The organism is Alloalcanivorax xenomutans (assembly GCF_032810065.1).
In the GTDB taxonomy this organism is placed as follows: domain Bacteria; phylum Pseudomonadota; class Gammaproteobacteria; order Pseudomonadales; family Alcanivoracaceae; genus Alloalcanivorax; species Alloalcanivorax xenomutans.
On record NZ_CP136538.1, the window covers coordinates 2571727 to 2597396 of the forward strand.

General features: G+C 59.2%; 22 protein-coding genes. 4 read left to right on the forward strand and 18 right to left on the reverse strand.

Annotated elements, in window-relative coordinates:
* Nucleotides 1-34: 34 nt before the first annotated feature.
* Together RYH70_RS11860 and eco are read right to left on the reverse strand one after the other, a co-directional pair.
* Nucleotides 35-649 carry a hypothetical protein gene (locus RYH70_RS11860; protein WP_145953591.1) on the reverse strand — a complete coding sequence of 205 codons (615 nt, stop codon included), beginning with the start codon at nucleotides 647-649 and terminating at the stop codon, nucleotides 35-37.
* Nucleotides 650-882: 233 nt separating this feature from the next.
* Nucleotides 883-1392 (reverse strand): serine protease inhibitor ecotin, encoded by a 510-nt coding sequence (gene eco / locus RYH70_RS11865; protein WP_317009183.1) that lies wholly within the window; start codon nucleotides 1390-1392, stop codon nucleotides 883-885.
* A gap of 284 nt (nucleotides 1393-1676) precedes the next feature.
* Between eco and RYH70_RS11870 the strand changes: the two genes are divergently transcribed.
* The 3 genes from RYH70_RS11870 (at nucleotide 1677) to RYH70_RS11880 (ending at nucleotide 7507) form a co-directional block, all read left to right on the forward strand.
* Complete coding sequence (locus RYH70_RS11870; protein ID WP_014994944.1) at nucleotides 1677-1919, forward strand: hypothetical protein; 243 nt, start codon at nucleotides 1677-1679, stop codon at nucleotides 1917-1919.
* Between the two features lie 761 nt (nucleotides 1920-2680).
* Nucleotides 2681-3997 (forward strand): outer membrane protein transport protein, encoded by a 1317-nt coding sequence (locus RYH70_RS11875; RefSeq protein WP_055099607.1) that lies wholly within the window; start codon nucleotides 2681-2683, stop codon nucleotides 3995-3997.
* Nucleotides 3998-4006: 9 nt separating this feature from the next.
* Entirely contained in the window at nucleotides 4007-7507 is a 3501-nt protein-coding gene (locus RYH70_RS11880; RefSeq protein WP_317009184.1) for an Ig-like domain-containing protein, read from the forward strand.
* Nucleotides 7508-8099: 592 nt separating this feature from the next.
* On the opposite strand, the gene RYH70_RS11885 is transcribed toward RYH70_RS11880, so the two are convergent.
* The 8 genes from RYH70_RS11885 to RYH70_RS11920 all read right to left on the reverse strand — a co-directional run bounded on the left by RYH70_RS11885 (nucleotide 8100) and on the right by RYH70_RS11920 (nucleotide 15709).
* On the reverse strand, nucleotides 8100-8651 hold the full coding sequence (locus RYH70_RS11885; protein WP_317009185.1) for a hypothetical protein: 552 nt from the start codon (nucleotides 8649-8651) through the stop codon (nucleotides 8100-8102).
* 473 nt (nucleotides 8652-9124) lie between these two features.
* Nucleotides 9125-9820 carry a transposase gene (locus tag RYH70_RS11890; protein ID WP_284455052.1) on the reverse strand — a complete coding sequence of 232 codons (696 nt, stop codon included), beginning with the start codon at nucleotides 9818-9820 and terminating at the stop codon, nucleotides 9125-9127.
* Between the two features lie 398 nt (nucleotides 9821-10218).
* Nucleotides 10219-11211: an LLM class flavin-dependent oxidoreductase gene (locus RYH70_RS11895; protein WP_022996355.1), complete on the reverse strand. Its 993-nt coding sequence runs from the start codon at nucleotides 11209-11211 to the stop codon at nucleotides 10219-10221.
* 279 nt (nucleotides 11212-11490) lie between these two features.
* The gene (locus tag RYH70_RS11900) at nucleotides 11491-12654 is read right to left on the reverse strand and encodes an acyl-CoA dehydrogenase family protein (RefSeq protein ID WP_233925687.1); all 1164 of its coding nucleotides are present in this window, start codon (nucleotides 12652-12654) and stop codon (nucleotides 11491-11493) included.
* A complete protein-coding gene (locus tag RYH70_RS11905; protein ID WP_284455053.1) occupies nucleotides 12651-13829 on the reverse strand; it encodes an acyl-CoA dehydrogenase family protein in 1179 nt (392 codons plus the stop codon). Before RYH70_RS11905 ends, RYH70_RS11900 begins: the two co-directional genes overlap by 4 nt.
* Before the next feature lie 32 nt (nucleotides 13830-13861).
* Complete coding sequence (locus RYH70_RS11910) at nucleotides 13862-14680, reverse strand: enoyl-CoA hydratase (RefSeq protein WP_233925689.1); 819 nt, start codon at nucleotides 14678-14680, stop codon at nucleotides 13862-13864.
* Nucleotides 14681-14736: 56 nt separating this feature from the next.
* The gene (locus tag RYH70_RS11915; protein WP_284455054.1) at nucleotides 14737-15528 is read right to left on the reverse strand and encodes an enoyl-CoA hydratase; all 792 of its coding nucleotides are present in this window, start codon (nucleotides 15526-15528) and stop codon (nucleotides 14737-14739) included.
* Nucleotides 15521-15709 (reverse strand): hypothetical protein, encoded by a 189-nt coding sequence (locus tag RYH70_RS11920; protein WP_284455055.1) that lies wholly within the window; start codon nucleotides 15707-15709, stop codon nucleotides 15521-15523. Before RYH70_RS11920 ends, RYH70_RS11915 begins: the two co-directional genes overlap by 8 nt.
* Nucleotides 15710-15759: 50 nt before the next feature.
* On the opposite strand from RYH70_RS11920, the gene RYH70_RS11925 reads away from it, so the two are divergent.
* Entirely contained in the window at nucleotides 15760-16470 is a 711-nt protein-coding gene (locus RYH70_RS11925; RefSeq protein WP_233925691.1) for a GntR family transcriptional regulator, read from the forward strand.
* 31 nt (nucleotides 16471-16501) lie between these two features.
* Here the strand turns inward: RYH70_RS11925 and RYH70_RS11930 are convergent, their stop codons facing one another.
* From RYH70_RS11930 to RYH70_RS11965, 8 genes are all read right to left on the reverse strand, one after another.
* Nucleotides 16502-17701, reverse strand: coding sequence for an acyl-CoA dehydrogenase family protein (locus tag RYH70_RS11930; protein WP_233925692.1), 1200 nt, complete (start codon nucleotides 17699-17701; stop codon nucleotides 16502-16504).
* Nucleotides 17691-18854: an acyl-CoA dehydrogenase family protein gene (locus RYH70_RS11935; RefSeq protein WP_080531116.1), complete on the reverse strand. Its 1164-nt coding sequence runs from the start codon at nucleotides 18852-18854 to the stop codon at nucleotides 17691-17693. The genes RYH70_RS11930 and RYH70_RS11935 overlap by 11 nt, the downstream gene beginning before the upstream one ends.
* Before the next feature lie 33 nt (nucleotides 18855-18887).
* Nucleotides 18888-19655, reverse strand: a complete 768-nt coding sequence (locus tag RYH70_RS11940; RefSeq protein WP_080531117.1) for a VOC family protein — start codon at nucleotides 19653-19655, stop codon at nucleotides 18888-18890.
* Complete coding sequence (locus tag RYH70_RS11945; RefSeq protein WP_167374849.1) at nucleotides 19645-20868, reverse strand: CaiB/BaiF CoA transferase family protein; 1224 nt, start codon at nucleotides 20866-20868, stop codon at nucleotides 19645-19647. Before RYH70_RS11945 ends, RYH70_RS11940 begins: the two co-directional genes overlap by 11 nt.
* 31 nt (nucleotides 20869-20899) lie before the next feature.
* On the reverse strand, nucleotides 20900-21601 hold the full coding sequence (locus RYH70_RS11950; protein ID WP_080531119.1) for an ABC transporter ATP-binding protein: 702 nt from the start codon (nucleotides 21599-21601) through the stop codon (nucleotides 20900-20902).
* Nucleotides 21594-22361, reverse strand: coding sequence for an ABC transporter ATP-binding protein (locus RYH70_RS11955; RefSeq protein WP_284455057.1), 768 nt, complete (start codon nucleotides 22359-22361; stop codon nucleotides 21594-21596). Before RYH70_RS11955 ends, RYH70_RS11950 begins: the two co-directional genes overlap by 8 nt.
* The gene (locus tag RYH70_RS11960; RefSeq protein WP_233916710.1) at nucleotides 22342-24297 is read right to left on the reverse strand and encodes an ABC transporter permease; all 1956 of its coding nucleotides are present in this window, start codon (nucleotides 24295-24297) and stop codon (nucleotides 22342-22344) included. The genes RYH70_RS11955 and RYH70_RS11960 overlap by 20 nt, the downstream gene beginning before the upstream one ends.
* An 80-nt stretch (nucleotides 24298-24377) precedes the next feature.
* Nucleotides 24378-25631: an ABC transporter substrate-binding protein gene (locus RYH70_RS11965; RefSeq protein WP_080531121.1), complete on the reverse strand. Its 1254-nt coding sequence runs from the start codon at nucleotides 25629-25631 to the stop codon at nucleotides 24378-24380.
* Nucleotides 25632-25670: the final 39 nt, after the last annotated feature.

Below are 25670 nucleotides of genomic sequence, written 5' to 3' on the forward strand. Positions count from 1 at the left end.
CTTGGAAGGCAGAAATCGTCGTTACTCTTTGTCGTTATCCTTTTAACGGCGATGCTCTGAGCAGAGCTTCACGGATTGTCGCGGCCTCGCCATCCGGCACGCCGCGCCCCATGAACAGCCGGTAGCATTCCCGGCGATCTTCTTCGTCGTTCCCCATACGCAGGTAGCCCAGGTAGGGATCCAGCAAGGCGCTGGGTTCGATGCCCATGCGCGCCCGGAAGCTGCTCCAGGCGTAATTCCAGGGCATGTCACACTCACCGGCCCGTACCGGCAGGAACTCCATGTAGCGCATGCACGCCAGCGGCCAGTACCCCGGAGCCACCTGGCACAGCTGAAAACGCTGTTCCCAACGGCGGCTGGCGGTGCTCGGAGCCGGCATACGGCGCGGCTCCACCTGAAACAAGCTTAGTGACTGCATGAATTCGGTGGCGTCGTCGCTACTGCGAAACGGGCCGGTGAGAATGCTGGCGCTCACGGGCAACAGGCACCAGGCATAAATCGGCACTTCAAAACGCAATTTGAGTTCGTACAGGTTGGCGAGATAGCGGCGGCAATCGAGGTTATCGCGGAACACGCTGCGCATGGCGTCTCCGCATTGCTCGAAGTAATTGAAATATCCGTTTATAACGGGACGCTGGGTCCGGGGCATGGCTCCTCCTGAGCACTTTTTTCTTCCATCGTGCCTGACATTGAACACCAGTCAAGCGGTTGTTGTCGTGGCTTAGCGCCGAAATTGTGAATCGGTTCCCAGGGTACTGAGTTCGCCGTCAGGGCAGCTCCCACAACGCGTCTGGGCTGGCTCCGGATCATACTACCAAGCCGCTGTGGGAGCCGCCCTGGCGGCGAACGACGTGGGCGCGCATCCCACGGCCGTGTACGCGCCTACTCCTGCTCCGCCTCCAACTGCTCCTCATCCGCGCGCCACAGGCGATAGCGTAGCTCGAACCCTTCCGGCAGGTACACCACCACCGGCAGACGGCTGTTGTAGGGTAGCACGAAGCCGTCACCGTTGACGCCGACAAAGGCGTCACGGCGAGTGTCGTCGCCACAGCCCATCAGCGTGGACGCCGGCCCGCTGACATCGCTCAGCCGCCAATAGGAATAGCCCCAGCCATCCAGAGTCCGTTGTTCCAGCTTGCCGTGGAACCAGGTGTGGTTGCAGTCCACCGACTGAATTTTGCCGGGCATCAGCTCCACTTGCATGCGTGCCGGATTCTCCGTTTCGGGCAGGCGGATCACCCAGCGCTGGTAGCCTTCCTCCGCTTGCGGATAAGGCGCGACTTTCTCTAATGGGAGAGGCTCCAGCGGGCGCGGCTCCGACTCGGCCGCCAGGGCGGGCAAGGTAACGGTGAGCAGCACTCCGCCCAGCAGGGCATTGATCCTTGAATTCATTCTTCAGCCTCCATTCACTATGCGGTCGTGCCATTGGACACGCCCTTTAAACTACCCGTTCTAGAACTTCCGCTCCAAACCAACTTTGCGAATTTGCGTGATGGCCTGGACGGTTTTCCCTGTGATCGGCAATCCACGCAAAGGTTGCATCGAAAAACGCTGAAAAGCGGTCAAATACGGTAAAACAGGTAACCGTTCATCTACTTTTACAGTCCTTTTATGGTGTTTCCGCTTCGCCTCACGCCACAATCGGGGTGTTGGCATTAACCATGGAGGTTCTGGCCATGATGATGATTCAGTTGAATCCGGCGATTCCCCTGAATACCCCCAGGGGCGAGGGACTGGCCCACGTACTGATCGACTATGGGCCGGAACACGAGCTCTACTGGACCGTGTTTCTCTCCGAAACCGGAGACGTCTATACCTTTTCCAACGGTGAGGTGCGCGCGTCAAAAAACGTCAAACTGGGTCGTTTAAAGCCCGAACGGCCCAAGACCAACGGCCACGCGCAAAACCTCATTACCTGACACGGGAATCGATCCTGAGCTGGCTTCGCGGCACCGGCAGTCAGCACTGACCCGTCTCGGGGACAAACAATGCCTGAAGCCCGAGATCCGATCCGGGCTTCGGGAAACGGGCTTTATCGTATTTTTTCCACCTCTCCTTTCAGAGCCCCACCCCACGAAATCTCTGTAGGAGCTTACCCTGCAAGCGAATATCACCATGCCAAGGCCGATTCGCCAGCAGGGCTGGCTCCTACAGACGCTTAGCAGTCCGTTCCAGCCCCGGTTGGCAGCCGGGACAAAAATCGCCGTCATCACGGTTGTGAACATATGTTTACTTAAAAATCAATGATGCATGGCGGACAGGAACAAGAGCCGAGCCCTTACTTTACGGGCATTCCGGCGCTAATCCCTTCGCCTTATCGTTCATGTCCCCTTTTTCGGAGTACAGCGTCGAACAGGGTATACGATTTGTGTCCCCATATTGGCCACACCAAGGTAAACTTTTTTGGCATTTTTGTTTCTTTTTTCCTTGGACCTTAGCACCAAAAGAGCGTTACACCACGCTTACATAAAAATTATAACTATCTGTTTTTTATAATTTTTTCCATTTCGTCAAGTGTCTTGAAGAGCCTCTTTTCAATGACAAATTCTGGACACAGTGACTTCTGTCCTACCCTACCCCTTGTACGCCGCTCCACCCCTTTACTCTCCCGAATCCGAGGGCGGCACTACATAAAAAAAACGCCAAGAAGATCACATAAGAAATTGGAGGATTGTCACCAATGTCATCACGCTCCCGCCTGAGAAACGGACTTCGCGCCGGCGCACTGTTGCTTGCCCCCGCGATAGCTTCCGCGAACATGGGTAACCTGGCCACCACCTACGGCGTCATGCCCAGCGATGTCGCCACCGTCCAGGCCCTCTCCATGTTCAACACCCAGGTCTCCACCGCCTTCTACAATCCCGCTTATCTGGCCCGCGACACCCGCGGTGAAATGACCGCCGGCCTGCTCCACGCCGACCCCAATCTCAAGGCGGACAGCCAGAACCACGGTACCTACAAGGTCCAGGACGATCCCGCCCAGCAGATCCTGCTCGGCCTGCGCACCGATCTGTCCGACATCACCGAACTGGGCCAACCCATCGTGCTTGGTCTGCTGATCGGCTCCGAGAAGTACTCCCAGGAATTGATGGCGTTCAACTCCAGCACCGCCCCCTATGGGCAATACTTCAGCCACGGCCGCGAGCCGCTGTTTCTGTCCCTGGGCGTCGGCACCAACATCTGGCGCGGCCTCGCCATCGGCTTCGGCACCCGCATCACCCTGCACTCCGACGCCAAGCTCTATGCCTGGAGCAACCTCTCCGGCGACACCCAGTACGAACAACTGGACGTCACCGCCAAGCCGGTACTGCGGCCCATCCTCAGCATGAGCCTGGACTGGAAGGAGACTTTCTGCCCCGACGCCGAGTGCTGGTACAACGGCGTGGAAACCGCCTTTGCCTTCCGTGGCTACTCCTATGCCCGTGTCAGCGTTGACGCCAACATGGTCATCCCGGAAACCATTCCGGAACCCGGCCTGTTCATCAATCTGAGCACCATCGACTCCTACCAGCCCAACACCTATGTGTTCGGCACCCAGGTGAAAAAAGGCAAATGGCGCACCGGCGTGGCCCTGGAATTCCAGGAGTGGTCCAAGCTGGAGGAGAAACTGACCTCGGGCCACGATGACATCAAGGATGTCGGCGACCTTCAGTTCCGGGACACCTTTATCCCCCGTGTCGGCGTCGAATACGAGTTTGAGCCCGGTATCGGCTTCTCCGGCGGTATCGCCTATCAGGAGTCCCCGCTGGAAACCGGTGTCAATAAGGAGATCAACTACCTGGATGCGCGTCGCACCATCTATGGCATCGGCTTCCACGCCACCGCCAATCGTGTCTACGGCTTCAAGCACCCGGTGCGCTTCGATCTGGCCTACCAGTATCACGATATCGGCGAGCGCAGCTTCCACCTGTACTCCGATCAGACCGGTAACGACGACCTGGTCAAGACCGACGGCGACGTCAACGTCTTCGCCGCCTCCATCAGCATGCAGTTCTAAGGAGTAGTCATGATTACGTTGACCCTGAAGCGGGGGGCCCTGCTGATCTCCTCCGCATTGATTCTCAGCGCCTGTGGCGGTGGTGGCGGCAGCGACATGCCGGGCCCCGACGCCGGTGAAAGCAAACGCCAGAGCCTGCTCTACGCCTACCCCGACAACGGCCAGACCGAAGTGCCGACACCGGCCCCGGTGGTACTGCGTTTCTCCAGCGCCGTCACCGTGGACGCCGCCGAGGCAGCCATTACCCTGCACGAAGGCGACGCCAATGGTCCAACCCTGGCCGCCACTTTCTCCACCGTGGACGGTGAGCCACGCGGCCTGGTACTGAACCCGGACGACAAACTCAAACCGCTCACCGACTACACCGTGGTGATCAAGAACCTGAAACTGGAAAAAGGCACCGCCGCCAATCAGGTGCTGGGCTTCACCACCCGGCCGCTGCATGAGGGCCCGCGTTCCCTGGTGGTCAGCAGCGACGGCTTCGTCATCGAGCGGCGCATCCCCGACGGCGGTAGCAGCGAACCGGTGATGGACTTCTCCACCTTCCGCTTCCAGTTCAGCCAGCCCATCGACCCGGCCACCGTGCACTACGGCGATGCCCCGGCCAGCAGCACCGCGCCGGCGGACAACGTGGGCCTGTACGACAGCCAGGGCAACCTGGTGGACGCGGTGCTGGTGGTCAACGACCGCTACATGACGGTGGACCCGAACCCGCAATCCGACGATCCCGAAGACAAGTATTTCTCCTACCTGACGCCGGGAGAAACCTACACCCTGCGCCTGGGCGATGGCATTACCAGCGTCTATGGCGAGACCTTCGGCGGCGACGAAATCGCCTTTACGCCGAAGGATTCCTCACCGCGTGGTGAACCGGCGGTGCTGGTGCAACGCATCACCGACTCCGCCAACCGCACCAATCTGTCACCGCTGACCGGCAAGCCAATCAACGAGGTGCCGGTGAACGGCGTACTGCTGGGCGAAGACGCCAACATCACCCAGGCCAGCAACAACGCGGTCATGGCGGAACTGGCGGACGTCACCCAGTACCCGGATGTCACCCCGATCCGTCTGCCGCGCAACACCGTGCTCGACGGCAGCAGCATCGACGTACTGATCGGCGGCCACGTACCGGCGGGCTTCTCCTCCGGCCAGGTGGAAATGCGCATGCTCAGCGACGCCACCGGCTACCTGGTGCCCAACCCCTATAACAGCAACCGCAGCGACGCCCTGCGCATCGTGCACCTGTTCATGGACGTGGCCATCGCCACCGAGGACCCGCGCACCAACGGCGCCTTCACCCAGGACATTCTGCACATCGAACTGATCGGCACCGCCGCCGTGGACACCACCGAAGGCGTACTCAACATCGACGCCGTCAGCGTGGTGGAGCCCAACGTGCTCGGCCAGGAATACGGCTACGGCCTGCTCAGCTTCCAGCTGCAATCGTATAAGGACCAGCAGAATCCGCCGGTGGATGCGGTGGCTGAGATGGAAGATAACGAGCCGCCGGTTCTGCAGAGCTGGACTTTGGGTGAGTACACTGATGAAAATGGCGTCGTTCATGATAAATCCCAGCTCTATATGCCTGGCGATCCTATCATTCTGAACTTCAGCGAAAAACTGGATCTTCAGAATATCGGTGGGGAGAGATTTGTATTCTATGAGAATGGCATAGAACAAGAAATCAGCTACTACGCTGATGGGACCTCTATCGTCATTAAACCCAAAAATAACCTGAAGAATCCTAGACCCGAGCAGGACTATGTCTATAGCCTTACAATTCCCACAGGAATCACCGATCTTGCGGGCAATCCGCTACAGCCCTCGCAAATAAACGATATTACCCTCCCTCTGGTTGTCACGGAAAGAGAAGCCATCTCCGGAGAAAATGGAGCCCCCCCTCCTACAACCGGCCCTATCCCGGTAGAGCACCGCTCACCAATCGTCCTGTCGACGTATCCCGGCTTTCCGTGTGCCATTGATGAAACGACCCGGGACTTGGACAACGACATACAAGGCCGTTGCGAAGGCGCATTCCCAGGGTGGGATCAAGGCTCACAATATGACCAGAAAGAAGCAGACGACCTGCTGCCAGTCCCGAAGCTCTCCGCAAACAAACCAATCGTCGTTCAGTTTTCAAGAGAAATTGACCCGATGAGCATCAAACTCGGCGGCTCCTTCCTTGTCAACGAACTTGATGCGAATAATAATCCCGTGCCTGTGGATGGGAGTTATTCTCTCAGCGGCAAGGTCTTGAAGTTCACGCCCACGACTCCCTGGGTAGAGGGCAAGTTATATAGCTATACCCTTAAGTCCAATGGCGACAGCTATTCCAGCACCGCGACATGTGATGGCAGCCAGGCAATTTGCGATCTGGACGGCTACCCGATACAGACGGATTACTTCGCGGATATCGAATTTAAACCGGTCTATGCAGCCGGCCCCCCTGGAAGCCCTCTTCCGGATAACTCAGAAAGAGAATGGAATTTTCTCACCGAGAGAAAACCATATGACGCAGGAGGTCCAGATATCGTTCTGTACTTCAAGGGCGATACGGCAAATAGCAACGTACTTCAGATTTTGACCAATGCGCCATCCTATGATGTCAACGCAAACTTCGTTCACGAAAAGAACGAGGTAATTACTGATGGATCTGGGTCATTCTTTGTTAGCCCTGCCACCGACCTGTACAAGTACTACTCCGAAGAAGAAGGAGCAGATGATCAGCCCCTGGACCCCAATGCAGATCCTCAACTCGATCCCGAAGGTGTCTTTCCTCCGCCCAATAGTGCGAAGGTATTTTCCCTGGATACAAAGGGGATTCAACCGGATTCCACCAAGACACCTCCGGCTCCAGTCATAAACGGCGCCAATGTTGGCTGTGGTTACAAAGAAGCCATTGCATGGGATCCCGCAAACCCATTTGCTGTGTACGGCATTCCGTATGAGTGCCCCAAACAGAAGTTCACCTATCTTACAGGAGCACTAACCGCCGAAGTCACAGGTGAGTACGTGGAAGGCCGCGGGATCAAAGCTTTGATCTGGCCCAGCCAGTTCATGTCCACTTCTATTCCAGTCCGTTTCCATCTTTCTGGTGGCCCGCTTTTTGGCTCCAGCAAGAGCGGCGCCCAAATGCTTAGGATGCGCTATGCGAAAGATCAATCCGAAGCACGCTCTCGGCCTATTGAAGGCTGGATCAAGGACGAAGGCGACGGTACTCCGATATTGACGACCGCAGTGGATCTATATATGGATGGCATCGAACTGGCTCGGAACCTTCCCTACCAGGATCCAACTCACAGTTTTATGAGCTACCCCGTTACGCTGGATCTTTCCGGAGAGATACAGTTTCTAGATGATGGACGAATGATGATTTCTCAGTTCAACACAAACGATGTCAACATTGATATCGAGATGCATCAACATGATGGCGTAAGCGCGGGTATTCTTCCTCTAAGAATTCCAGTACACGGCAGTCACCTCCAATATATATCCGCCCCTATCAAATAAACTCTCTCCCCAGGCCCCGCATCTCTGCGGGGCTTCTTTCCAGATTTTCCAACCCGTTGAACCACAATACTTTTCATCCTCTCTTCATTCGAAAGAAGCCCGACTCTAACCAACCCCTCCGCAAATATTTCAGCCAAGAGAAGATATCATTTACCGCCACCGCATCGTCCAGGAAACCAGAAGGACCAGAGAATCTGGCCATTTCCATATCAGATACAGGAAACCCGACCATACAAGGAAAGTTCATGTGCCGTTTTATCGTCGCCGCCAATCGAACGACCATGATTTGAATCAAAGAATATGCGGGCGATAATACGTCAGCGATGAGCTTCCACTTTAATACAAATTTCTCGGTGCCATTTAATCGATCCGAGGCGCAAAGCCATATGCACCTCTCGTCGTCCGCATATATAGGGGACTTCATAAAATAGGTTAATGAGCACCAAAAGACCACAGGTCATTACATATACACTAGAAACAAAAAAACCCCGACCAAGCATGGCCGGGGTTTTTGATGGGATCCGCAACAACACCTAATTTACGATGGCGCCATCACGAAACCATAAGAAGAGAGGAACTCTCTTCATTAGCTTTACGGCAGCAGATCCACGTCCTGAGCCGGGAAGTTCTGACCAGTCAGAGTGCCGTTTACGGTGCAGTTAGAGCCGATGCTGGTGTTAAAGGAGAACTGAGAAGCCGCAGCATTCAGTGCCACACTACCATTGTTGAATACTGCGTCTACGGAGTTACCGCTAGAGCTACCACAGTAGGTCTTGGAGCCGAGCAGGTTAGTGCTCACAATCACTCCGTCGAACGTGACCGGAGTATCTTCACCTGCCGCAGCCGCGGTAGTCGTGGTAGCAGTCCACGGGAATTCCAAGTCCACTGCGCTACAGCCGAAGCCACCGCTGACAGAACCACTGGTTACGTCAACAGTCACAGCACCCCCGCCAGCAGTCACGTTACCAGTCAGGGTCAGGGTACAGGTAATTGACGGCAAACCAGTTTGATTAAGAACCGTAGAACCTACAAAGGTAAAGGGGTTGGAGCCAACTTGGGAAACGCTGGCCGCCTGAGCACCAGCAGCCCCCATCAGAGCCGCACCGCCGATCGCCATGATCAAAGCTTTCTTCATATTCTTCATGATCAATTCCTCATTAGTCCATATTTTGGGTTGGTGGCAAGTCGTTACTGCTTCCTTGGCTTGCCGTAGCCGGTACCGGTCGCTGTGTTGCCCCCCGTACCGACTGACTATGAGGTTACAACGGTGCACAGTTGTGTCTTAAGTTGATCTTTCGAAATTCGCCATTTATCGTTCAGTTACATTTTAAAGGCGCTCTTAAATCAATCACTTAGCATCAGTTACCTGTCCCCCTTTTGCTTCCCTGAAAGGCTCAAAAGGCCCAAGGTCCGGGCAAAAAAGATACATTTATGCTGTAAAGGTTTACTCATTCCCGAAACACTCTAATTTATTTAACTTGCTGTTTTTTATGGGAATCTGAAACAAGGTTCCGAAACGCGGACCAAGGAAAGGGCGCGTAGGGCGTCAGAAGTTTACGAACAAGGGAAGGGAGAGGCAGAGCCCCCGCTCATCGAGCGGGGGAAGCGCTGAAAAGCTCAGGATTTCCGGCTTCGGGGGCGGGTTCGGTTACGTGATGTAACCGTCCTGGACGCCTTGATGGCGGCGGATTGGGTGAACATATCATCACCAATGGGCTGGCTGCGACGCAGCGCCAGCTCAATATGGCGCCACTCCTGCTCACTCTGCCCTTGCCGTATCAGCAGGCGGTAACTCTCCTGCCGTTCTTCATCGGTGCGGCCAAGCGCCAGGTAATCAGCATGGAGGTCGAGGCAATAGGGTTCCGCTCTGCCCATTCGTTCGCGGTAGCTGGACCAGCGGTAGCTGCCCACGTGGGCCGCTTCACCGTGCACCACGGCTTGCAGCTCAATGCCACGCAGGGCGGCGAGAAACCAATAGCCGGTTTGTACCGGGGAGGAACGGTAACGCCCTTCCCACAGGCTGCCGTTCTGTTGGCGCCGCCGGTTACGGTGGCGTGTGGTGCGCAGGGAGAGTGCCTTCATGAATTCCGGCAGGGCCTCGGGGTCGGGGCCCGGGTCCAGCAACAGATGCACCTGATTGCTGAGCAGACACCAGGCGTAGATACGCACGCCCAGTTCCTCTCTTAGTTCGCGCATGTCGCGCAGGTATTTGCGGAAATCCCCATCGGTGTGGAATACCGTTTGCCCACGGAATCCCTGCTGCATGACGTGATGTGGATACCCTGGAAGAATCAACCGCCCGCTCCGTGGCATGGTCGTCCCCTTTTTTCGCTGTTATTTTTTTCCGATGCCGGCGGATTTTAATCCGCCGGTGCAGTCATTCACTTTGAAACGACCGATTGATTTTGTCCAGGGTTTCTGTCCCCTTTTTTGTAACCGCCGTCCATGGCGGTTACCCTGCGGGCCGTTGCCAAGGCAACGTCAAAAATCGTTCCTGACGATTTGTTTGTAACCGCCGTCCATGGCGGTTACCCTGCGGGCCGTTGCCAAGGCAACGTCAAAAATCGTTCCTGACGATTTGTTTGTAACCGCCGTCCATGACGATTCCCTGCGGGCCGTTACTAAAGTAACGTCAAAAATCGTTCCCGACGATTTTTTGTAACAGGCCATCCAAGCCGGCCACCGCTCAAATCGGCGATATCAATCCGCCATCATGGCAATTCGCTTAATATCTCCGACGCCATTTTGTATGAACGCAAACGGGCGTCGTGGTCGAATATGCCTGAGGTAATAATGACTTCATCCACTTGGGTTTTGTCGAGAAACTCCCGCAGCCCTTCGGTGACCGTGGTTTTATCGCCGACCATGGAATAACGCAGGGCCTGCTCCACGCCGGCCCGTTCCAGCGGCGACCAGAATTCATCCATGTTTTCCAGCGGCGGCGGCAGCGGCCCCGGGCGGCCGCGGCGCAGGTTGGTGAACTGCTGCTGCACCGAGGTAAACAGCCGCTGAGCTTCACGGTTGTCGTCCGCGCCGTAGACGCCGATACCCGCCGCGGCGTAGGGCTTGTCCAGGTAGCGTGACGGCTCGAAGCGGTCGCGGTAGATCGCCAGGGCGTCGTGCAGGGCTTCCGGCGCGAAGTGGGAGGCGAACGCGAATGGCAGGCCGAGACGAGCCGCCAGTTGCGCGCTGAACAGGCTGGAACCCAGCAGCCACACCGGCACCTTGGTGCCCACGCCGGGGATCGCCTTGACCCGCTGTTCCGGGTCCGGGTCATCCAGATAGGCCATCAGTTCCTGCACGTCCTGGGGGAATTCCATGGCGCTGGATTGCAGGTCGCGACGCAGCGCTCGGGCGGTTTCCATGTCGGTGCCCGGTGCCCGCCCCAGTCCCAGGTCGATGCGGCCGGGGTGCAGGGACGCGAGGGTGCCGAACTGCTCCGCCACCACCAGCGGCGCGTGGTTGGGCAACATGATACCGCCGGAACCGACCCGGATACGCTGGGTGCCAGCGGCGATGTGGGCGATCACCACGGCGGTGGCGGAGCTGGCCACGCCGGGCATGTTGTGATGCTCCGCCACCCAATAGCGGGTGTAGCCCCACTGCTCGGCGTGGCGGGCCAGATCCAGGGAATGGCGAAACGATTGGGTGGGATCCCCGCCACGCAGGATGGGACAGAGATCCAGAACGGAATAGGCCGTCATATAAACTCCCGAACGAACAAACGATGGGCAAAGAGATGGGGCAGTTGGCGGCAAAAGTCAAAGGAAAGCCAGGTACGGCGGGCGCCAGGCATAGGAATGGGCAAGGATTGGCGATGAAGTCGCAAGCCGTCTCACCACGGATAAGACGACGGAGCGGCCGTGGAAAGCTGGCTTGCCAGCGAATTGCCAACAGCGGGGCAAGCCATTCGCGGCCAAGGCCGCTCCCACGGCGGCTTCGTGGCCCTGATTGATGCACACCGGGCGGTTGTGGCACCACCGCTAGGCGTGAATCAAATCGTGGCCGTGACGCTGCTGACGGTAGCGCTGCAGATGGAAACGGTGCCCTCCCCAGGCTTGGTCCAATGCCACCACGCGGCGGAAATAATGACTCACCGCCGCCTCGTCGGTGACACCGATGCCGCCGTGCAGTTGGACCGCGTCGGCGGTCACCCTGCGTGCCGCCGCGCTGATACGCGAGCGGACACCGGCGATGACCGTTGACGAGCGCTCGCCAGGCCGATCCAGGTACGCCGCCAGCAAAGGTAACAGCGCCTGGCTGTATTCCAGTTCCAGGGCCATGGCGGCCAGACGATGCTGGATCACCTGGAATCGCGACAATCGCTGGCTGAACTGCTCGCGGGTGTCGACGTATTCCAGGGTCAACGTCAAAGCCGCGCGCATGGCGCCCAACGCTTCCGCACAGGCTCCCGCCGCGCCCCAATCCCACCCTGCTTGCAACGCCGCCGCGGCGCTTTCCTCGCTGGCCACCAGGGCGTCATCGGCGACGCGCACATCGGCGAAAAACAAGTCCGCCGCCGGTTGCCCGCCGATTGTGGGGCAGGATGTCATAGCCAGTCCGGGCGCGTCCGCCGGCACCCGCATCAGCACCGGCCCCTGATCGGCGGCGGCGGATACCAGCAGCGTGTCCGCCTGTGGAGCCCCCAGCACCGTGGCCTTGGTACCCTGCAGCCGCCATTGGTAGCCATCGTGCCGTGCCTGAGTGGTCACCGGCCGCAAATCATAGCGTCGCCCCGGTTCCGCCCAGGCCAGAGCCAGGCGGCGCTCCCCGCCCATCATCGCCATCAACAGCGCGGCCTCGCGTTCGCCCTGCCCGGCCGCCCGTATAATCGCCGATGGCACCAGCATGGCATCCAACACGGGCGCCAGCACCAGACCTCGGCCAAATTGCTCCAGCAGGATCAGGGCCTCCTTGGGGGACTGAGCGTAGCCGCCGTCGGTTTCCGGCAGGCAGGCACCCAGCCACCCCAGTTCGGCGATCTGCCGCCATAAGGCGGGATCGTCACCGCCTTCGGCGAGCGCCGCGCGACGGCGCGTCAGGTCGTATTCGTGGTCGATGAAACGCTCGATACTGTCCTGGAGCTGGCGTTCATCCTCGCTGAGCCCCAGGGCCAACGGCCGCCGTTGTAACGTTGCGTCCCTCATAGATGCAGTCCCCGTTTGGCGATGATGCCGTGCTGGATTTCATTGGTGCCGCCATAGATGGACACCGCCCGGCGAATCAGGAACTGGGACATGGCCCCCATCGCCGCCGGGTCACCGAAGTCGTGCTCCCGATGCGGCTGGAAAAGAGGGAGTCCGTGCATGCCCAGGACCTCCACCCACAAGGCGCTGATACGTTGTTGCAGCCGCGCCCCCTGGATCTTGACCATGGAAGCGGCGGTATCGGCCTGGCTGCTGGCGTTGTCGGTGAGGATGCGATAAATGGCCAGCTCGTGGGCGGCGACTTCGATTTCCAGAGCCGCGCATTCCGTATCCAGCGCCTCGTCGTCGATGCCCTCGCTGTGCTCATCACGCATGCGATCGATAAGTTCGCGCAGCCGCTTCATATCCTGTTTCGCCTGCGGCAGGTAGGCACTGCTGGTGCGTTCGTTTTCCAGCAGGAATTTGGCGTAACGCCAGCCAGCGTTTTCCTCGCCGATGAGGTTTTCCGCCGGCACCCGCACATCCTCGAAGAACACTTCATTGACGTAATGATCCATGTCCTGGGTGATGATGGGTTTCACCGTCACGCCTGGGCTGTGCATGTCGATCAGCAGCATGCTGATGCCGTTTTGCTTTTTGCCGCTGTTATCGGTACGCACCAGGCAGAAGATCCAGTCGGCGAATTGTGCTTGGCTGGTCCAGATCTTCTGACCGTTGACCCGATAGTAATCCCCTTCTCTTTTCGCGGCGGTGCGCAGCGAAGCCAGGTCGGAGCCGGCGTTGGGTTCGGAATAGCCCTGACACCAGAATTCGGAGCCGTCCAGGATGCGCGGCAAATAGCGCTCTTTTTGCTGATCGGTGCCAAAGGTGTAGATCACCGGCCCGATCAAATGCAAGCCGAACGGGCTCGGCGCCGGCGCCCAGGCTTCCGCCAGCTCGATATCGAATACCATCCGCTTGAGCGGTGACCAGCCAGTGCCGCCGTAGCGGGTCGGCCAGTGCGGCGCCGACCACCCCTTGCCATGGAGAATGGCGGTCCACTCGCGCATGTCCTCCTTGCTGGGGTGGAAGCCCTGCCGACATCGTTGTTCCAGCGGCTTGGGCAGATTCGCAGTGACGAAATCACGCACTTCCCGGCGAAAAGCGCGCATCTCCGTGGAATCGAGAGTATCCATAATGCAGGGTCCTCATGGTCGAAGGGCGCGATTCAGGAGCCGGTGAAGTTCGGCGCGCGCTTTTCCATGAAATGAGCGACGCCTTCCTTGAAATCGTTACTGTCGAAGGAGGCCACCATCTCCCGATCCGCCACGTCCCAGGCCTGCGACAAGGACTGGAACAGACCGTCGAAGACCTGGCGTTTCATCACCCCGATGGAACGCGGCGACGACAGTGTCACCATTTCCTCCACGATGCTCTCCACCGTCGCCAGAAAGCCTTCCGCCGGAAAGGTCTTCACCAGCCCCATGCTCTGTGCTTCGTCCGCTTGTACCAGGCGCCCGGAATAAAGCAGGTCCAGGGCGTTCATGGTGCCCACCAGCCGGGGCAGCATCCAGGAGGCGCCGTGCTCGGCGATCAGACCACGACGGGAAAAAGCGGTGGTGAGCTTGGCGTTGTCGGCCATGAAGCGGAAATCACAAAACAGGGTCATGCACAGACCGATGCCCGCCACCGGTCCATTGATGGCGGCGATGATCGGCTTCGACACCCGCAGCAGATAGCTGAACTTACGGCTGAAGTTGCCCTCCGGATCGTCGGCCGCCTTTTGTTGTCCCTCTTCTTTATCGTTGCTGTCACGCTCACCGCTGGCGGCGCTGTTGAGCAGGCTCATGTCAGCGCCCGCGCAAAACCCCCGCCCGGCGCCAGTGATGACCACCGCGCGCACCTGATCGTCCGCCTCGGCCACCGCGAGGGCGGAACGCATCTCGTTTTCCATCAAATGGGTCCAGGCGTTCAAGCGCTCCGGGCGGTTCAGGGTAATGGTGGCGATATGACCGCTCACGCTGTATTCGATGTCCTGATAAGACATGGTGCTCTCCTGTTCAGTGCGGGTACCCGCTTTGGGCGGGCTGCAATGCGGCGTTTTCAGCGATTGCGGAATTGGGGCGTGCGTTTTTCCACGAAGGCGCTGGCCGCCTCCTGATGATCCTCGGTCAGGCTGCAGCGAATGTGCCGCCAGGCTTCCTGGTCCAGCAGCTGTGCCAAAGTGGCGCCCTGCTCGGCGGCGTTGAGGTTGGCTTTGATATGGCCCTGGGTGAGTCCCGGTCCGGCAGCCAAGCGGGCGGCCAGATCGGCGGTGACGTTTTCCAGCTCGGCATCGGCCACGACCCGGTTCACCAGACCCAGGCGTTCCGCTTCGGCGGCGTCCAGCAGCGGAGACAGCAGCGCCAATTCCCGAGCGCGATGCCCGAGCCGGTGGGTCAGGAAGTAGGTGCTGCCAAAGTCACCGGAAAGCCCGACGTTAACAAAGGCGGACGTCAGTTTGAGACGGTCGGAAACGATCAGGAAGTCACACGCCAACGCCAGCGACAGGCCGGCTCCAGCCACCGCACCGCGGGCCATGGCGATGGTGGGTTTGGGCATTTCGTGGAGCAGCCGCGCGCTTTCCATGGACTGGCGCAGTTCGGTCACGCGCTGTTCCATCGGCCCAGGGTCGCCCCGGTCCGCCATGGCCTTGACGTCACCGCCGGCGCAAAAACCCTTGCCCGCGCCGCCCAGAACCACCACGCGCACCGCCGGATCCACCGCCGCCTTTTCCAGGGTTTCGCGCAGCTGACCGATCATCTCCGGTGTCAGGGCATTACGGCTCTCCGGACGATTCAGGGTCAGCCACAGGATGCCCTGCTCGAGCCGTTCAAGAAGTTGGGGATCACTCATTGTTGTACTCGCTTGTTGCCAGCGGCTCGGTTATGGAGCCGGGTTTGTTGTTGGTATCCGCGTTGGGTGAAGCGTATTGCTGGATAATTTTGTATATTTTATACAAAATATAAAACCAACGATTTCTGACCGTCAAGCCCTGCTCTTTCCGGTTTCCGCCTTGACGGATCAGGGGCGCCATACTAGATTCGCGCCTTTAATTTTCTGTCAAATATAAAAGTGAGTGCCTTCATGTCTTCACAGACGCCTCGCCCGCCCGAGGCCCCGGTGGGCCTGACCAAGGACAGTCTCAGTGCCCAGGCACACCGATATCTTCGGCAGGCGCTGATGAGCGGGCGCTTTCAGCCCGGCGAGAAGATCAAGTTGAAGGAAATTTCCGAGGAACTGGGTATCAGCCAGACACCGGTGCGCGAAGCACTGGCCCGGCTGGTGTCTTCGGGAGTGCTCTCACAAGTAGACAGACGTTCCGTGCGGGTGGCGATCCTGCCGCCGGAACGCTACAAGGAAATCCGCGACCTGCGCGTCATGCTGGAAGGCGAAGCGGCCTGGCGTGCCGCCCAATTGGCCAGAGGCACGGATATCGATCAGTTGGAACAAATTCATAACCAGTTGTGCAACGCCAAGGAAGCAAAGGATTATCTGGCGATGATGAGCGAAAACGTGCATTTTCATCAAAGCCTGTGCGACCTGGCGGACATGCCGTTTCTCTCCCGCATTGTCCGCAATCTCTGGTTGCAATGTGGTCCGACCGTCAATGCCTTCACCGCCCATCCGCCCTGCGAACCCCGCGAAACTCACCCTCACCTTGCTGTGCTCCAGGCCCTGCGTAAACGCGACGGCGAACAGGCCAGGAGCAGTATCCAGGAAGATATTCTCGCCAGTTCCAACCTCATCCTGAGCTATCTGGAAGAACGTCTCTCCAAGGAACAGGGGCGCGACTGAGCCACACCAGGTCACCCGGCCCTCACGTTGCCTATAATTCCAGCACCCGCTTGGCGATGATCTCTCTCTGAATCTCATTGGTGCCGCCATAGATGGACATGCAGCGACGCCACAGATAGTTGTTGGCGGCCGTGGCGGCGTGCTCCGGGCCCACCGGCTGCTCCGCGCCGGCATCATGAAGATAGTCCGGTTGGTAAGGCAGACAGAATACGCCCACCGCCTCGGAAGCCAGCTCACTGATACGCTGGGCGATCTCCGTACCGCGAATCTTCAACAGCGACGCCACCGGCCCCGGCGCCTCACCACTGGCTACCTGGGACAGAACTCTCAACGCGGTGACCTCGAGAGACTGCAATTGCGCTTCCACCTCCACCAGTTTCCGGTGAAACAACGGATCCTGGATCAGCGGGCCGCCGTCGTCGGCAACCTCTTCCCTGGCGATACGTTTGAGCCGGCGCAACGCCGCTTTGGTCACACCGATGGCGGCATTGTCCACCCGCTCGTGTTCGAGCAGGAATTTGGCGTAGGTCCAGCCCTTGTCCTGCTCGCCGATGAGATTTTCCTTGGGCACCCTGACGTTTTCCAGGAACACGGTGTTGAACGAGTGGGTGCCTTCGAGCATCAGAATGGGTTGTACCTCCACGCCGGGGGTGCGCATGTCGATCAACACAAAGGAGATGCCCTGCTGCGGTCGTTCTCCTTTCGAGGTGCGCACCAGGCAGAACATCCAGTCCGCGTGGTGGGCATAGGAGGTCCAGATTTTCTGACCGTTCACCAGGTAATGATCGCCTTTGTCCTCCGCCCAGGTGGACAGTGAGGCCAGGTCGGAACCGGCCTGGGGTTCGGAATACCCTTGGCACCACCAGACACTGGAATCGCGAATCCCTGGCAAAAACCGCTCTTTTTGCTGTTCCGTGCCAAAGGTATAGATCACCGGACCGGCCATGCGCGGACCGAAGGGCTGGATAATCGGACAGTCCATTTCCGCGCTGATCACCTCAAACAAATACCGCTGTATCACCGACCAGCCCGGACCGCCGTATTGCTCCGGCCAGGTAAAAGCATGCCAACCCTGTTTGCCGAGGATCCGCTGCCAACGCATATGATCCTCCCGGTCCAGATGTTGGTCGCGGCGGACTTTTTCAGCAATATCCCGAGGCAGGTTGCGACTGATGAATTCCCGCACCTGCTCAGCGAATCGCTGCTGTTCCGGGGAAAGATTAATGTCCATGTTCCACTCCTGCTTCACGGGAGGAGGCACTATCCAACCGGTGGATGCGCCGGGCGTGCCATTCGCTGTCACCGAAGGTGGCGGTGATGGCGGTGAGACGTTTGAAGTAATGCCCCACCGGCAATTCGTTGGTGACCCCCATGGCACCGTGCAACTGAACCGCGGTCTGGCCGACGAAGCGGGCACAACGATCAACGGCGATTTTGCTCAGCGACAACTCGCGCCGCCGCCGGGTCGGCGATTCCGCGTCCATCGCCAGGGCGGCGCGCAGCACGCTGGAGCGGCTTTCCTCCACGGCGATGAACAGATCCACCATGCGATGCGTCAACGCTTGATTGGCACCCAGGGGTTTACCGAATTGCTTGCGGGTGTTGAGGTATTCCAGAGTGGCGTCGGACAGCGCCGACATGGCACCCACGGCTTCCCAACCCTGATAGGCCACCCCCAGGTCCAACGCCCATTCCAGTTCGGCATAGGCACCATGGAGCTCACCAATGCGAGCGTCGCCGCTCACCTCAAGCTGTTCGAAAGTCAGGTCCGCGGCACCGGTGCCATCGTTAGTCTGATACTCACGCACCCGCAGAGCGGGATGATCGCGCTCCAGCAAAAAGAACGTCAGGCCGTGTTCATCCCTGGCTTGGCCGGCGGTGCGCGCCACCACCAGGTAAAGGTCCGCATGCTGTCCGCCCGGGACCACGCTTTTGGCCCCTTGAATCACATAGCGGTCCCCCAGAGGGGAAGCGCTGGTGGTACAAAAGGCGGGATGGTAGCGGCCTCCCGCTTCGGAAAAGGCCAGCGCAAGACGGCTTTCGCCGGCCAGCGCCGCCGGTAAATGGCGTGCGTTCACCGACTCCTTCGCCACCCTGGCGAGCAATTGGGTGGCCACCATATGCGCCAGATAGGGCTCCAGGGCCAGGGCCCGTCCCAGGCCTTCCATGACGATGCCCACCTCCACGGCGCCACCGCCAATGCCGCCCTGATCCTCGCTGAATGGTATCGCCAGCCAGCCCAGCTCAGCGAACCGTGACCAGAACGCGGCACCCTCCCCCGCGCTCAGACATTGCTGCCGCTGGGCGAAGTCGTAACGGTCACGAACGAAGCGGGCCACGCTTTCCCGCAGCATGTTTTGTTCTTCACTGTAATTCAGATCCATACAAAGCCTCCCGGCAATTGCGCCTGTCCGTGGTCAGGGGGAAACGAGATAAAAGCGCATGCCGCCAATCACCACGGTGTCGTCGCTGACCGGCAAATCACGGGCGCGGGCCTGTGCCTGCACTGCCTTCGCGTCCTGCACCTGAATGTCCAGACCACCCAGACCTTCACCCCGACCGTCGCGGGCTTGCACGAACCGGAGACGGCCGTGATCCAGTGTCACCTCAAACCCAGCCGGCACCGCCTCACAGGGCCGCCGCAGCACTTCCGACCACCGGCGGGCCAGTCGTTCCGGGTCCGCGCTCTGTAATTCGGCGGCGGCAATGCCCTTAACCCGTTCCTGCCGGACGTGGGACTGCCAATCCGGACCGGCGGGACCGTAAGCGTCATCGAGTTGATCACCGCCCTTGGTGGTGTTGATCTCCAACAAGGCGCCGCCGGTGTCGCCGGGGTGCAGTTGCAAGCCCCGGTAATCGCCGTGTTCCAGGGCCGCGGCGATGCGGATATTTAACTCGGACAGATGCGCCGCCCACCCCTCCAGATCATCGGTGTCATGGATCACCATGTAGCCGCCATCGCCGCCGCGCTTTTGCAGGTAGCGACCGGCGGTGGTGTTTTCCTGAACCGGCGCCACGATCTCGATGAAAGTCGGCCCCACTGCCAGCAGGGCATTGTGCAGCCCGAATTTGCCGACACCAGGATCCCTGAAACAGACATCAAGGCCGAATACCGCTTTCAGATCCTCCACCACGGGCTCGAGTTTGTCCGCCACCAGGCACAGTTGTCGTAATCTAAGACGCATAATGTTTCTCCGAACGAGTCACGGAAATGATGCCTTGTTCGGCCAGCGCGCCAATGCGCTGCTCCGAATAGCCCAGCCAGGAGGACAGCACCTGGCCGGAATGTTCACCCACGTAGGGCAATGCCGAGCGAATGCTCAACGGCGTGTCCGACAGTTGCATCGTCACTCCCTGGGTGATGACTTTCTTGCCGCTCTGATGAGCGACTTCGGTGATCTGTCCCCGGTGCCGCAGCTGCTCGTTGTCCAGAACATCATCGATGGTGGCCACCACGGCACAGGGCACATTGGCCTGCTCCAATTGCGCCTCCACTTCCCGGGCGCTCAGACCGGCCACCCATGTTCCGGTCATCGCCTCGATCCGGTCGCGGTTCTCCACGCGGCGGGGGCGGCTTTCAAAGCAGGGATCCGAGATCAGTTCCGGCCGCCCCATGGCGGCGGCAAGGCGCTCGAACATGGGATCATCGGCGCAGTTGATCAGCACCCAGCGCCGGTCCCGGGTCTGGAAGGTATTGGAAGGCGCGCAGAAGCGATCCCGATTCCCTCGACGAGTAATCGCTGTATCACCGTGGGCGCGCTCGGGTATGGCACTGAGCAGCAGGGATACGGCGCTGTCGAGCAAGGCGACGTCCACCACCTGCCCCTGCCCGGTTTGATGGCGGGCATTAATGGCGGCGAGGACGCCCATGGCGGCGTACATGCCGGTGGTGTAATCAATCACCGTGGTTCCAGTGAGCATGGGTGGACCGGCGGGATCGCCGGTCATGTCCATCAGCCCGCTCATTGCCTGAGCCACGGCATCGAAACACTGTTTGTTGGCCAGCGGTCCACTTTGACCAAAGCCGGAGATGCGCGCCATCACCAGGCGCGGGTTGATGGCACTGAGCACATCCCAGCCACACCCCATGGCTTCCATCACACCGGGGCGGAAGTTCTCCACCAATACATCCGCTTCGGCCACCAGCTCACGCAACAGATCACGGCCGGCGGGTTGCCGGTAGTCCAGAGTGAGGCCGAGTTTGTTGCGATTGACGACAAAGGAGTAATAACTCTGACCATCCACTCCCGGCTCAATGCCCCTCGCCACCTCGCCAGGGCCCGGCCGTTCGATCTTGATCACCTCCGCGCCCATGTCCGCTAGCATCATCGCGCAATAGGGACCGGCCACGAACCGGGACAGATCAAGCACTCGTATACCGTTCAAAGCGCCTTTCATGGTGCTACTCTCCTCCGATACCGTTGGCCGGTCATACCGAAAGATACCGTTGGGTAATCTCGGGATTGGCGTCGAAAGCCCGCCAGTCACCGTGAAACACCAGTTTGCCGGTATCAATGATGTAGACATAATCGGTGCAGGCTCTGGAAAACCAGATGTTCTGCTCACACAACAACAAGGCCGTGCCATTGTTGGCGCAGATGTCCAGGATCTCATCCACCATGCCTTGCACGATGATTGGCGCCAGGCCCTCCGTGGGCTCGTCCAGAAACAACAGTTTCGGCGCCCCGGCAAAGGCACGGGCGATGGCCAACAGCTGCTGCTGGCCGCCGCTAAGCTGACCTCCGTAACGTTTCACCAAGGGCTCCAGCATGGAAAAGTGCTCGGCGATCTGGCCTGGTGTCAGCGCCGGGCGGCCGGACCGGGCGTGACCGGCCATGGCGATGTTTTCCAGCACACTGAGATGGGGAATGATCTGACGATCCTCCGGTACCAGAGCAATACCCAGCCGGGCGCGCTGATACGACGGCAGATTGCCCAGGTTTTTTCCTTCAAACCGGACTGAACCGTTCACGCCGGGCCCGGCGTTCATGACACTCTTGAGGAAAGTGGACTTACCCGCGCCGTTACGCCCCAACAACGCCACGCGCTGCCCGGCTTCCACTTGCAGAGCAACATTGTGAAGAATGTGCGCATCGCCGTAGAAAGCGTTCAGATCTCGCACTTCAAGCATGCAGCACCTCCTTGCCGAGATAGACTTCCTGAACCGCGGGATTGCCCCGGATTTCCTCGACCGTGCCGGTTACCACCACTTCACCGTAATTGAGCACCAGCACGCGGTCGGCCAACTTGAAAACAATGTCCATGTCGTGCTCGGTCATCACCACGGTGACGCCCAGGCGATCGCGAATCCGTACAATCAGCTCGGCGATTCCCAGCCGGTCGGCGGGAGACATGCCGGCGGTGGGTTCATCCAGCATCAACAGCCTGGGCTGCAAAGCCAGGGCGATGACGAACTCGAGACGTTTTCGGTCCCCATGGGATAGAAAACGCGCGGCCACATCCTCCGATCCGTCCAGACCAATTTCATCGATCAACGCCTCCGCTTCCGACACCACCGCCGAATCCGGTTTGATCGCCCACCAACGACCCAGGGATTGACGCTGATTACGGCGCCGGGCTTCCACCGCCGCGATTACGTTCTCACGTACGGAAAAGTCGTTGAACACCCTGGCCACCTGGAAGGTTCGTCCAATACCCGCGCGGGCGCGGCGGTGGGCCGGCGCGGACGTCACATCGTCGCCATGAAACCAGACCGAACCGCCATTAGCGGGACTCTCGCCGGTCATGACCTTGAACAACGTGGTCTTACCGGCACCATTGGGACCGATGATGGCGAAGATGCTGCCTTGAGAAACCGCCAGGGAGACCTGCTTGAGTACTTCCAAAGCCCCATAGCTTTTACAAACCTGATCAACTTTGAGAATGTCCATCCGCCAGTCTCCTCGGTGATTTTTCCTCCGGCGTCACACTGCCCTCTTTCCTGTCCGTGGTGCCGGCTCGTTTGGCCGTGGTATAGGCACGCCACAGTCCGATCACGCCGTTAGGCGCGGCAAGAATGATCAACAGCAGCAGCGCGCCCATCATCATTTCGGAAAGGCCGACAAAAGTGCGGGTCCCATACTCCAGGGCGGCAAAAATGCCAGCACCGATCAACGGCCCCCAAAACGAATGGACACCACCGAGCATGGCGTTCAGCACCGGTTGCGTGGAGGCCAGGAAGCTCACCTGCTCCAGTGTCACGATGCGCGCCCAGGGCGCGTACAGGCCGCCGGCGATGGCGGCCACCGCCCCGGACAGCATGAAAGACATAGTGCGCACCCGGATCACATTCACGCCCAGAAAAGCGGCGCGATCGGGATCCTGACGAGTAATCAGCAGCAAACGGCCGAATCGGCCATGCAGGATCCACCACAACATGCCGATAAGCAGGGCCACGGCCACCAGCAGGAACCAGTAGTAGGAGGAGGATCGACTCAGGTCGATGCCCAGACCGTCCAGTACTGGTCGCGGAATACCCACCAGTCCATCTTCCCGGCCAAGGAAATCGCTGTAGCTGATCAGCAAACGGGTTACCTCGGCCAAAGCGATGGTCAACACCGCCAGAAAAATGCCGGCCAAACGACGCAGCGCCAGAGCACCCAGCAAGCCGGCGACCAGCGCTCCGGCCACACCACAGCCCAGTAGGATCAGCAGGAATGGCACCTGCGGCCAATCGCGCAACATCACGCCGGTAAAATAAGCTCCGATGGCGAAGAACGCCGCGTGGCCGAAAGACGCGAGCCCGGTGTAGCCGAACAAAATGTTCCAGGACAACGCGAACAGCGCATAGATCACCGCGCTGCCGGCGATGTACAGCAGCCCGCCATCGGCCCAGAAAGGTAAGCTGAGTGCCGCCACGAAGAGCAGCGAGCCGACCCGAAACCAGTTCTTGCGATGGGATACCGGACCGGACATGGCGGCTTCGTTCTGATCGCTGCTGTCCTCCGGCTGGGCGGCGAGACTGGGAAACAACCCTTCCGGGCGGAAGAACAGGAAAACCGCCAGCACCACGTAAATGGCGATGCCCGGCCACTGCGGTAACAGTATGGTGTTCAGGCTGTTGACCAGCCCCAGCAGAATGGCTCCCAGCATGGCCCCCCGGATGTTGCCCAGACCGCCAATGATGATGGCGAAAAAACCATACAGCAGATAAGCATCACCCAACTGCGGTGAGAGACTCTGCAATGGCAGCATCAGGCCGCCGGCAAAGCCGGCCAGGAAAAAGGCGAACATCACGCTGAGCGTTAACCCCAGCGACACATTGATTCCCAATAGCGCGCACATCCACGGCTTGCTGGCCAGGGACTGCATCAGTTTGCCCACCCACAACCGGTGAATGGCGATTTCCAGAATCGCGTAGGTCACCAGGCCCGCGGCAATCACGAAAACGGAATAGCGCGATAAAAAAATCGTGCCTATCTGAAGGGGCTGATCCAACCCTTTCGGCGGCAATACCGAAAAGAAATTCACGCCCCAGATTACTTTGACCACACCATGGCAGACCATCATCAGCGCGAAAGTGGCGATCAACATGTAGTGGTAATCCACATGCCGCAGTCTGGACAAAATTAACCGGTCCGTGAGCAGACCCAAGAGCCCCACCGCCAGTCCCGCCAACAGGGCCACGCCGATGAAGGCCGGCAGCGAAAGCTGTTGATGTCCGATAATACTGAAGGCCAGGTAGGCGCCGATCATGAAGAAGGCGCCTTGTGCCATGTTGAGAATCTTGAGCAGACCAAAAATCAGAGTGATACCCGCGGCGACCAGAAAGATCGCCATACCCATGGAAAGGGCATTCAATACCGCCAAAATCATCTGCGTAGCCACTGCGACCTCCTGCATAGAGATGCGTTAGTCCACGGCCCCGGAACGGAACGGCGCGCCAAACCGCCGGGGCATGGCGCCGTTCATGCCGGCAATGTGAAGGCCTCGCCCGGGGACGGCGGCTCCATGGTCTGTTCGTCGTTCACCACTTCCAGGTCATTCAGTCCGTAGTACGGCTCGTCTTCTTTGGGTCCGACCCGGGCGTAAACACTGGTGCCATAGCCTTGGTGGTCTTCCTTGCGGATATGATAGGGGCCGGTGATGGTGTCGAAGGTGAGCCCTTCCATCGCCTCCACCACGGTCTGGGTGTCGGTGTCACCCGCCTTTTCGATGCCGCTGAGCAGAGCTTGGGTGGCTCGATGACTGCTGGTTAACAGCCCGACCGGATAGCGATCATCAGTGGCTTCGACATAATCCTTGAATAGTTGCTGGCTGAGGGTGTTTTTCGCAAAGAAAGAGTTCTCCGGATGCCAATAGCTGACCGACCAGAGGTTGTCGGGCATGGCGGTCTTCAACGCTTTGGCGATCAACAGGTCGGTACCCGACTCGCCCATCACTTCGAACTTCCTATCCAGCCCGATACTCCGCCCCTGCTGCAGGAAACTGATGATGGGCGCGGCGATCAAACCACAGAACAGGCCTTTCGCCGGCGAGTTCATCAACTGGTTGATCTCCACCTGGAAATCCGTTTTCTGAACCGGTGTGTAGATAGGCCGATCAAACGTTACCTCCCTGTCTCCAGACACACTGCGCACGCCATACTCAAAGTAGCGGATGGCGTCATGGCCATATTCGCTGTCAAAAACAATGGTGGCCCAGTGATCAATGTCCGGGTGTTTTTGCGCGAGCATGCGGCCCAGTCCCGCGTAGAGCATGTAAGCGTTGGGGCAAAGGCGAAACAGATTGCGGCTGTAGTTCTCGTGGGTCAGCGACATGGCCGCCGGCGTGGGCGCCACGCACAAGGCGTTCAACTCTTCCAGCAAAGGCGCCAGCCCCAACGCCATCGGCGACTGACAGGCACCGACGATGAGATTGACGCCGCTGGTGGCCAATTCCCTGCCCGCGGTAACAGCGCCACTGCTGGAGTACTTGTCATCCCGGACCACCAGTTCAATCGGTCGCCCAAGCACACCGCCATTACGGTTCCAGTGTTCCACCGCCAGGCGGGAGCCCTGCAGCCAGGCGGCGCCGGCTTCCGCGCCGATGCCGGACATCGGGAAGATGGCCCCAATACGTATTGGTTTGCTGTCCTTGGCCCATACCAGTGAAGGATGGAGCGCGGCCAAGGCGCCGAGGCCTGTCGCGCCGGCTAACAACTGACGTCTTTTTATACCCATTTCTGTTCTCCTTATCGGGTACCCGCGATACGGAAAGTG

What these genes read in the sequence shown, in the direction of transcription:
- RYH70_RS11860 (WP_145953591.1), bottom strand. Translation starts at nt 649, where the DNA reads ATGCCCCGGACCCAGCGTCCCGTTATAAACGGATATTTCAATTACTTC.
- eco (WP_317009183.1), bottom strand. Translation starts at nt 1,392, where the DNA reads ATGAATTCAAGGATCAATGCCCTGCTGGGCGGAGTGCTGCTCACCGTT.
- RYH70_RS11870 (WP_014994944.1), top strand. Translation starts at nt 1,677, where the DNA reads ATGATGATGATTCAGTTGAATCCGGCGATTCCCCTGAATACCCCCAGG.
- RYH70_RS11875 (WP_055099607.1), top strand. Translation starts at nt 2,681, where the DNA reads ATGTCATCACGCTCCCGCCTGAGAAACGGACTTCGCGCCGGCGCACTG.
- RYH70_RS11880 (WP_317009184.1), top strand. Translation starts at nt 4,007, where the DNA reads ATGATTACGTTGACCCTGAAGCGGGGGGCCCTGCTGATCTCCTCCGCA.
- RYH70_RS11885 (WP_317009185.1), bottom strand. Translation starts at nt 8,651, where the DNA reads ATGAAGAATATGAAGAAAGCTTTGATCATGGCGATCGGCGGTGCGGCT.
- RYH70_RS11890 (WP_284455052.1), bottom strand. Translation starts at nt 9,820, where the DNA reads ATGCCACGGAGCGGGCGGTTGATTCTTCCAGGGTATCCACATCACGTC.
- RYH70_RS11895 (WP_022996355.1), bottom strand. Translation starts at nt 11,211, where the DNA reads ATGACGGCCTATTCCGTTCTGGATCTCTGTCCCATCCTGCGTGGCGGG.
- RYH70_RS11900 (WP_233925687.1), bottom strand. Translation starts at nt 12,654, where the DNA reads ATGAGGGACGCAACGTTACAACGGCGGCCGTTGGCCCTGGGGCTCAGC.
- RYH70_RS11905 (WP_284455053.1), bottom strand. Translation starts at nt 13,829, where the DNA reads ATGGATACTCTCGATTCCACGGAGATGCGCGCTTTTCGCCGGGAAGTG.
- RYH70_RS11910 (WP_233925689.1), bottom strand. Translation starts at nt 14,680, where the DNA reads ATGTCTTATCAGGACATCGAATACAGCGTGAGCGGTCATATCGCCACC.
- RYH70_RS11915 (WP_284455054.1), bottom strand. Translation starts at nt 15,528, where the DNA reads ATGAGTGATCCCCAACTTCTTGAACGGCTCGAGCAGGGCATCCTGTGG.
- RYH70_RS11920 (WP_284455055.1), bottom strand. Translation starts at nt 15,709, where the DNA reads ATGGCGCCCCTGATCCGTCAAGGCGGAAACCGGAAAGAGCAGGGCTTG.
- RYH70_RS11925 (WP_233925691.1), top strand. Translation starts at nt 15,760, where the DNA reads ATGTCTTCACAGACGCCTCGCCCGCCCGAGGCCCCGGTGGGCCTGACC.
- RYH70_RS11930 (WP_233925692.1), bottom strand. Translation starts at nt 17,701, where the DNA reads ATGGACATTAATCTTTCCCCGGAACAGCAGCGATTCGCTGAGCAGGTG.
- RYH70_RS11935 (WP_080531116.1), bottom strand. Translation starts at nt 18,854, where the DNA reads ATGGATCTGAATTACAGTGAAGAACAAAACATGCTGCGGGAAAGCGTG.
- RYH70_RS11940 (WP_080531117.1), bottom strand. Translation starts at nt 19,655, where the DNA reads ATGCGTCTTAGATTACGACAACTGTGCCTGGTGGCGGACAAACTCGAG.
- RYH70_RS11945 (WP_167374849.1), bottom strand. Translation starts at nt 20,868, where the DNA reads ATGAAAGGCGCTTTGAACGGTATACGAGTGCTTGATCTGTCCCGGTTC.
- RYH70_RS11950 (WP_080531119.1), bottom strand. Translation starts at nt 21,601, where the DNA reads ATGCTTGAAGTGCGAGATCTGAACGCTTTCTACGGCGATGCGCACATT.
- RYH70_RS11955 (WP_284455057.1), bottom strand. Translation starts at nt 22,361, where the DNA reads ATGGACATTCTCAAAGTTGATCAGGTTTGTAAAAGCTATGGGGCTTTG.
- RYH70_RS11965 (WP_080531121.1), bottom strand. Translation starts at nt 25,631, where the DNA reads ATGGGTATAAAAAGACGTCAGTTGTTAGCCGGCGCGACAGGCCTCGGC.